The organism is uncultured Campylobacter sp. (assembly GCF_938030785.1).
Classification (GTDB): Bacteria; Campylobacterota; Campylobacteria; order Campylobacterales; family Campylobacteraceae; genus Campylobacter_B.
This window is the reverse complement of record NZ_CALHIK010000131.1, coordinates 1-8,071: the sequence shown is the minus strand read 5'-3', so window position 1 is coordinate 8,071 and position 8,071 is coordinate 1. Positions and strand designations below refer to the sequence as shown.

Genomic DNA, 8,071 nt, shown 5'->3' with positions numbered 1-8,071 from the left:
AGCGAACGGACGAAACGGGCGGTGGAGCTTTTGGATAAGCTGGAGCTTGGCGATCGCATCAAAAATTTACCGAGCAAGCTTAGCGGCGGGCAGCAGCAGCGAGTAAGTATCGCCCGCGCTCTGATAAACGGCGGCGAAGTGATTTTGGCCGACGAGCCCACCGGCGCGCTTGATAGCAAAAGCGGCGAGACGGTGATGCAAATTTTAACGGCGCTGCACGAAGAGGGGCACACCATCATCATAGTTACGCACGATGCGCATATTGCGGAATTTGCGGATCGTATCATCGAGATCAAAGACGGCAGAATTTTAAGCGATAAAAGAAAGGCGGAGCGGGTTTTTGAGCGCAAAAAAGAGGAGATTAAAACGAAAAATTCCTTTATATTTTGCAAAGACCAACTCATAGAGAGCTTTAAAATGTCGATTAGCGCTATATTTTCGCATAAATTAAGATCGATTTTGACGATGCTTGGTATCATCATCGGCATCGCTTCCGTCATCTGCGTCGTAGCCCTAGGTAACGGCTCGCAAGAAAGAATCATATCCCAGATCCGCGCTATCGGTACCAATACGATAAATATCTATCCCGGCAAAAATTTCGGCGACGTGCGGGCGGGATTTGTGAGCACCCTTACGATAAGCGATTCGAAGGTTTTGGCGCGTCAGCCCTATGTCGATTACGCCACGCCTAATTCTTACGCAAGCGGTACGATAACCTATGCAAATTTAAGCTCAAAAGCCCAATTGCGCGGCGGCGGCGTAAATTCTTTGGCCGTTAACGGCATAGATATAGAAGAGGGCAGAAATTTTAGCGACGACGATATCAAAAATTCCGCTTCCGTAGTCATCATCGATCCCAATACCAAAAAAACCTTTTTCAAAAATACCGATCCTATCGGCAAGACGATTCTATTCTTAGGTAGGCCGCTTAAAATCATAGGCGTTTCGGGCAAGGATAAAAACGCCTTCGGAAGCAGCGAAAATTTAAGAATTTACGCGCCGTATTCGACCGTGATGAATAAAATCAGCGGCGACCGGAAAATAGGCTCGATCACCATCAAAATAAAAGACGACGTCGATACTCACGTAGCCGAAGAGAGCCTAACTCAGCTGCTTATCCAAAGGCACGGCTCGCGAGATTTTCACACTATGAATGCAGATACGATCAAGCAAACTATCGAAAGCACCGTAGGCACAATGACGATTCTGATCTCCTCGATCGCGGTGATCTCGCTCGTCGTCGGCGGCATCGGCGTGATGAATATTATGCTCGTAAGCGTTACCGAGCGCACGCGCGAGATCGGTATCAGAATGGCGATCGGCGCGAAGCAATCCAACATCTTGCAGCAGTTTTTGATAGAGGCGATCTTGCTTTGCTCGCTCGGCGGAGCTTTAGGAATTTTAATCGCTTTGGCGCTTGGATTTGCGTTTAATACCATAAGCCCCGATTTTGCGATGAAATTTACTACCGCGCCTTTCGTGATCGCCTTTGCGGCGTCGTCCGCGATCGGCATAGTTTTCGGCTATCTGCCGGCAAGAAACGCCAGCAGATTAAATCCGATAGATGCTTTAGCACAAGAATAAACAAGGAGAGAAAATGATAAATTCCAAAGTAATTTTAAGCGGCGTTCTGGCCGTTTGGATCTGCGGCTGTGCCTCTAATCAAGGCGAGATCAAATATGAACCTAAGCAAAATTTTAAGGATGAAAACGCGACCTATCAGATCGATACGCTTTGGTACAAAAAATATAACGAATCGTATCTGAACAAACTCGTAGATCAGGCGCTTGCAAACAATTATGATCTAAAAACCGCCGCTCTTAACGTCGAGAGCGCTTATGCAAATTTAGGGTTAAATCGCGCGGATCTATTTCCTACGCTAAGCGGATCGGTAGGCGGCAGCAGAGGGCGCGATATCAGCACGAGCTCCAATTGGAGCAAAACATACAGCTCGGGCTTTAACGTAAGCTACGAGCTCGATCTTTTCGGAAAAATTCGCTCGGCTGTAAATTCCAGCGAGTGGAGCGCAAAGGCTAGCGAATTCGATCTTGAAAACGCACGCCTTACGCTGATAAACTCCGTCGTAAGCGGATACTTTGAGATGCTGTATCTAAACGACTCGCTAAAATGGACTAGACAAAATTTAAGCGATTATCGCGAGATCGAAAAGATAATCAAGGCCAAATACGACTACGGCAAGTCCGAGCAGCTTGATTACAGGCAGATCAAAAATAGCATCTTAGGGCTTGAAAATAGGGTCTTGGAGATTCAAAAAAATATCGAGGATAATAGAAAATATATGAGAAATCTGATCTCCTCGAGCATGCAGTTTAGCGACAACACCAACTCGATCAGCTCGATCAAATTTCAAGGCGTCGATTTAGATGTGCCGTACACCGCGCTATCCAATCGCCCCGACATCCGCGCGGCGATTTCGCGGCTAAATTCCAGCTTTTACGACAACCAAACCGCGCAGCTAAATTTCTTTCCTAGCATAAATTTAGGCGCCGGACTAAATAGCGGACAAGCGGGCCGCGCCGACGATAGCTTTAAGCTAAATTTCTTAAGCGGCAACGTAAGTATCAGTCTGCCGTTTTTGGACTACGCGCGACTTGAAAACCGACTTAAAATTTCGGAGATCGACTTTAGAAAAAACGTAGTTAATTACGAGCAGACGCTCTCGACCGCGACTAACGAGGTTCTAAATTTATATAGAATTTACGAGATAAATTTGGCTACTCTTAAAAATTTAAGCGCCGCATACGACGAGAAGGCGCGTATCGCCGATCTTTATGCCGCTAAATATGAAGCGGGCTCAAGCGAGCTAAAAGATATGCTCGAAGCGCGCACTGACGCGGTGGATGCAAAGATCAGCGAGCTAAATCAAAAATATTTGACGCTGCAAAACGAAGCGGCGATCTATCGTGCTATGGCGGGTAAATTTAGACGCAAATGAAAGAAATTCTGATATTTCTGCTATTTTGCGGCGCGACATTTGCGGCAGAATACGGCTATACCTCTGAAGCTAGCGGCTTTGAGGAGCACCGCCGCGAAATTTTGCAAAACCGCCGCAAGATCGAAAGCGAGGGCAAAATTTTGCAAGATAATTTAGAGCGCGGCGGCTCGCACGGCGAGCAAAACCGCGGCTCGCAAAATTTTTCCTCTGAAAAAGATCCGATGCAGAGCATAAAAGAGCAAAACGACAGGGCGGCGCGGGAGCTTAAAATGCGAAATCAAAAGCTACGCGGCAATCCAAAAAGCCGCTAAAATCCCCGCGCTCGTTTATCGCTTTTTAAGTAAAATTTATATAAAATCTCCGCTTTACATTTTCTTTAAGGAACAGTTATGAAAAGAACGTACCAACCCCACAATACCCCTAAAAAGCGCACTCACGGCTTTCGCGTCCGTATGAAAACAAAAAACGGCCGCAGAGTTTTAAGCGCAAGACGCGCTAAAGGCAGAAGAAGATTGGCTGCGTAGGCGAGTTCGCTGCGGTAAGCGACAGTAGAGTTTTTTCGGATGTTTATAAAAACGGGGCGAAGTGGCATTGCGAATGCGCCGTCGTCTATTTTTTGGCGAGCGAGGAGCGTAAATTTAGCGCGGTCGCCAGCAAAAAAATAGGCAATTCGGTCACGCGAAACCGCGCCAAAAGACGTTTGCGCGCCGCATTTTATAATCAGCAGAATTCCATCGATAGCGGCATTTTTATACTGATCGCGAAAAAACAGATGATCGATATGAGTTTTAGCGAGCTGGAACGAAATTTAAAATGGGCGTTTAAAAAGATCGGAGCGGCAAAATGAAGGAATTTTTTATAGCCGCGATCGGGTTTTACCGAAAATTCATTTCGCCCGCGTTTCCGCGCTGCTGCCGCTACTATCCGAGCTGTTCGCAATACGCCCTTTATGAGTTTAAATTTAACGGTCTTTTCCGCGCTCTTTGCGCTACGGCCGCTAGAATTTTAAGGTGCAATCCGCTGTTTAAAGGCGGCATAGACCATCCGATAATCACGCGAAATTTTAAATTTTGCGTATTTTCAAAAACCTGCGAAGGCAGCTTTAACGCGCGCGCGCAGGAATTTAAGCTTTGGTTCATACCATATAAAAAAAATAGATACTATATCATACTAGCAGGAGAGAAATAGTGCTGGATAAACTACCTCAATCAAAACGCCTCGCCATCGCAGTGGCGCTCGCGCTTATATTTTTTGTCGCCTACGATCATTTTTATTTATCAAAAATTCGCGCCTCGATGGAGGCGAATGCGACCGCGGCACAGAGCGCGCAAAATACGGCAGCTCCGCAAACTTCCGCCGCCGGTGCCGGCGCGCAGAGCGCAAATTTAAATACCGCAAATTCCGCCTCCGCGCCGTTAGTACGCGTGATCGGCAAAGAGGCAAATTTTACGATCGACGGGCTCGGTCGCATAAGCTCGTATCTGCTAAACGATGCGAAATTTCGTGACGGAAACGGCGAGGCTCTAAATTTAATCGATGCCAAATCGCATTCCAAGCCGCTTGAGGTGCGCTTTGAGGATGCGGCGTTAAACGCGATGGCTTTCGATACCCCTTACAGCGCTTCATCTAGCGAGCTGGACGTGCGAAACGGAGAAGCTAGCGTGAGCTTAATTCAAAATTTGGGCTCGGTAACTATAACTAAAAATTTGACCTTTTTCCCGAACGGCAGCTACAAGCTGGATGTGAAATTAAGCGGCAGCGCGCCTTATTTCATCACTCCTGGCTCTCGCCCGAACGTCGAAGTGGATAACTACACCATCCACGGCGTTATCGTCGGCAAGCCTGGCGAAGCCGGTATTTTTGATAAGCTTACCTCATTTTTTACCGATTCGCAAAGCACTAAAGAGAACGTTGAAATTTTCAAAGACGGCGACGTGGATAGCAACGAGCGAATAAGCAACGCCAATATCGCGGCGAGCTCGGATCGATACTACACGACGCTGTTTTATGGAAACAATATGGATGTGACCGTGACCGATGCGGATAAAATTTCGCAGGCATTCATCCGCTCAAATGGCGATTTTAGCGTCACGGGATATTTGGGAGCGAAGGATCATGCGACGTTAAACTCGATAGATCCGGTTCTTACCAATATCATCGAATACGGCTGGTTTACCTTTATCGCTCGCCCGATGTTTAAATTCCTAAACTGGCTGCACGGCTACATCGGTAACTGGGGCTGGTCGATCGTTGTGCTTACGCTCATCATCCGCCTGATTTTATTCCCGCTAAGTTACAAAGGAATGCTATCTATGAACAAGCTAAAGGATCTGGCGCCTAAGATGAAGGAGCTTCAAGAAAAATACAAGGACGATAAGCAAAAGCTGCAGATGCATATGATGGATCTGTATAAGAAAAACGGCGCCAACCCAATGGGTGGCTGCTTGCCGATTTTGCTTCAGATACCGGTATTTTTCGCGATCTACCGCGTCTTACTTAACGCGATCGAGCTAAAGGGCGCGGAATGGGCGCTTTGGATCCACGATCTGTCGCTTAAAGATCCATACTATATCCTGCCGATTATGATGGGAATTTTGATGTTTTTGCAGCAAAAGATCACGCCGACTACATTTACCGATCCGATGCAAGAGAAGATGATGAAATTCTTGCCGCTCATTTTTACGGTATTTTTAGCGATGTTCCCTGCGGGTTTGACGCTGTATTGGACGATCAATAACTTCTGCTCAATTATCCAGCAATACGTCATAAACAAGGCCTTTGCAAGGCATAAACGAGCTCAAGTAGCGGAGAAAAAGTCATGATAATCGAAGCTGAAAATTTAAAAGATGCCTACAACAGAGCCGCTAATGCGCTTGGATGCTCGGTGACGCAGCTTAACGTGCGCGTATTGCAGCATCCAAGCGGTGGATTTTTGGGCTTTTTTAAGAAAAATGCCGTGATTGAAGCGGTTTTAGAAGGGGAAAAATTTAGCGAAGATCCGGAACTTAACGCCCCGCAAGACAAAGCCGGCAAAGCGGAGAAAAAGCAGGGCGACAAATCTGAGCCGCAAAGCCCGCGCGCCGCACATCCTAAACATCGCAAAGAAAAGCAAAAAGCCGTCGTAACCGATGAAAATTTAATCGAGATCAAAGAGAAGCTCTCGGCGCTTTTTGGATCGAGCGAGTTTAAGATCGAAGTGAGCGAAGTCAGCAAAATCGACGAAAATACCGTTTATATCAAGCTTGACGGCGAGGATAGCGCGCTTTTGATAGGCAAAGAGGGACACCGCTACAAGGCGCTTTCGTATATGATCTATAATTGGATCAGCATAAGATACAACTTCGCAGTCGTGTTTGAAGTCGCGGAATTTTTACAAAATCAAAGAAAATTTATCGACTCTTACGTCGATGCGCTCGTACAAAAATCGGGCGATGAGCGCATCGTGACTAAGAGCTTTGACGGAGCGTTCGTTAAAATCGTAGCCGATAAGCTAAAGCAGGTCTATCCGGATCGCATAGTCGGCATAAAATCCACGCGCAACGGCAAAATCGTCATCGTAGACGAAAAAAGCTAACGATGAACGAAACTATCGCTGCTATCGCTACGGCTCACGGTATCGGCGGAATCTGCATAGTTAGAATTTCAGGCGGTGATGCTCTGCGTATCGCGCTAGCTATCTCGCATCGCAGCTATCTTGAGCCGCGCCGCGCGACGCTTACGGGTCTTTTTGACGCAAGCGGCGAAATTTTCGGCGAGGCGATACTGATATATTTCAAATCCCCACACAGCTTTACCGGCGAGGACGTAGTCGAGATCCAAACTCACGGCGGCTTCGTCGCATCCTCTCTAGCTCTTGAAGCGGCGGTATCGCTGGGCGCTCGCATAGCGCATCCGGGCGAGTTTAGCAAGCGAGCTTTTCTGAACGATAAAATGGATCTTAGCAAAGCGGAAGCCATAAGCGATCTCATAAACTCGCGCTCGCAAAGTGCGGCTAAAATTTTAGCTAGAAATCTGCGCGGCGAGCTTGAGGGCTTTATAGGCGATCTGCGCGCGGCTCTGGTTACGACGCTGGCTTTTGTCGAGGTTTGCATAGATTACGCGGAGGAAGATCTGCCTTCTGACGTGCTGCAAAGCTCCCAAAAGATGCTGGATGAAAATATAAAAAGCCTGGAAAAAATCACCCGCATAAGCCGCAGTCGTAAGGGGCTAATCGAGGGCTTTAAGGTGGCGATCGTAGGCAGGCCCAACGTCGGCAAATCAAGCATACTAAACGCGCTTTTAAATTTCGAGCGCGCCATCGTGAGCGACGAGGCGGGCACTACGCGCGATCTTATCGAAGAGAGCCTAAAAATCGGCACCCATCTCATCCGCATAATCGACACCGCAGGTATCAGACAAAGCAGCTCCAAGCTCGAAAATATCGGCATTTCCTATTCGGTTCGAGCGGCGAGCGAAGCGGACGTGATCTTGGCGATCTTTGATGCGAGCCGCGAATTCAGCGAAGAGGACGGTGAAATTTTAAAAATTTTGCGAGAGCAAAAAGACAAGAAAATAATCTACGTATTTAATAAATGCGACCTGCCGCGTAAATTTCATCCTAGCGCAGAGGATCTTGGCGATGATTTAGAGACTTTTTCTGCAAAAAATTTCGCAGCCGAAAATTTAAAGCAAAGTCGAACCTGCGACGCTTCTTTAAATTCCTGCGCGCAGAATTTAAAAGCTAAAAATTTGAAGCGTGACTTAAGCGCGCAAAATTCTACTTTTATAAATTCCACGCCTACAAGCCAAATAGCTCTTGCGAATTCCATAAATCTGGTGGGGCAGAATTCCGCCGCAAAAGCGGAACTAGTGTCGCCAAATACCGAGCGCGTTACTGCAAGCTGTGCTGCGGGGAATTTTACGAAAGATGATTCCAAACAAAATTCTGCAAATTCCGTCGCGCCTAGTAGCTCTGCAAAAAATTCCGCTAAGCAAAATACCCAAGCAAATTCTATTTTTACGCCACTTGAAATTTCTGTAAACGAGGGCGTGGATAAAATTTTAACCGCGCTTGAGAGCTACTTAGATTCTCAAAATTTCGACGGACTAATGCTAAGCAACGACCGGCAGATCGGC

Annotated in this window: 9 protein-coding genes; all 9 read left to right on the top strand. The window is 47.0% G+C overall.

The window, feature by feature from the left end; all coding sequences use genetic code 11:
• A partial coding sequence (locus Q0438_RS07460; protein WP_299189797.1) for an ABC transporter permease occupies window positions 1–1,584 on the top strand: 1,584 nt, incomplete at its 5' end.
• Window positions 1,585–1,597: 13 nt separating this feature from the next.
• Window positions 1,598–2,956 (top strand): efflux transporter outer membrane subunit, encoded by a 1,359-nt coding sequence (locus tag Q0438_RS07455; protein ID WP_299189793.1) that lies wholly within the window; start codon window positions 1,598–1,600, stop codon window positions 2,954–2,956.
• Complete coding sequence (locus Q0438_RS07450) at window positions 2,953–3,267, top strand: hypothetical protein (protein WP_299189786.1); 315 nt, start codon at window positions 2,953–2,955, stop codon at window positions 3,265–3,267. Before Q0438_RS07455 ends, Q0438_RS07450 begins: the two co-directional genes overlap by 4 nt.
• A 78-nt stretch (window positions 3,268–3,345) precedes the next feature.
• On the top strand, window positions 3,346–3,480 hold the full coding sequence (rpmH, locus tag Q0438_RS07445) for a 50S ribosomal protein L34 (RefSeq protein ID WP_005873223.1): 135 nt from the start codon (window positions 3,346–3,348) through the stop codon (window positions 3,478–3,480).
• A complete protein-coding gene (gene rnpA / locus Q0438_RS07440) occupies window positions 3,468–3,803 on the top strand; it encodes a ribonuclease P protein component (protein ID WP_299189798.1) in 336 nt (111 codons plus the stop codon). Before rpmH ends, rnpA begins: the two co-directional genes overlap by 13 nt.
• A complete protein-coding gene (yidD, locus tag Q0438_RS07435) occupies window positions 3,800–4,144 on the top strand; it encodes a membrane protein insertion efficiency factor YidD (RefSeq protein ID WP_299189783.1) in 345 nt (114 codons plus the stop codon). The genes rnpA and yidD overlap by 4 nt, the downstream gene beginning before the upstream one ends.
• A complete protein-coding gene (gene yidC / locus Q0438_RS07430) occupies window positions 4,144–5,778 on the top strand; it encodes a membrane protein insertase YidC (RefSeq protein WP_299189781.1) in 1,635 nt (544 codons plus the stop codon). The genes yidD and yidC overlap by 1 nt, the downstream gene beginning before the upstream one ends.
• Window positions 5,775–6,530, top strand: coding sequence for a Jag N-terminal domain-containing protein (locus Q0438_RS07425; protein WP_299189779.1), 756 nt, complete (start codon window positions 5,775–5,777; stop codon window positions 6,528–6,530). The genes yidC and Q0438_RS07425 overlap by 4 nt, the downstream gene beginning before the upstream one ends.
• 2 nt (window positions 6,531–6,532) lie before the next feature.
• Window positions 6,533–8,071 (top strand): tRNA uridine-5-carboxymethylaminomethyl(34) synthesis GTPase MnmE (gene mnmE, locus Q0438_RS07420; RefSeq protein ID WP_299189777.1); only part of this gene is annotated, 1,539 nt, incomplete at its 3' end.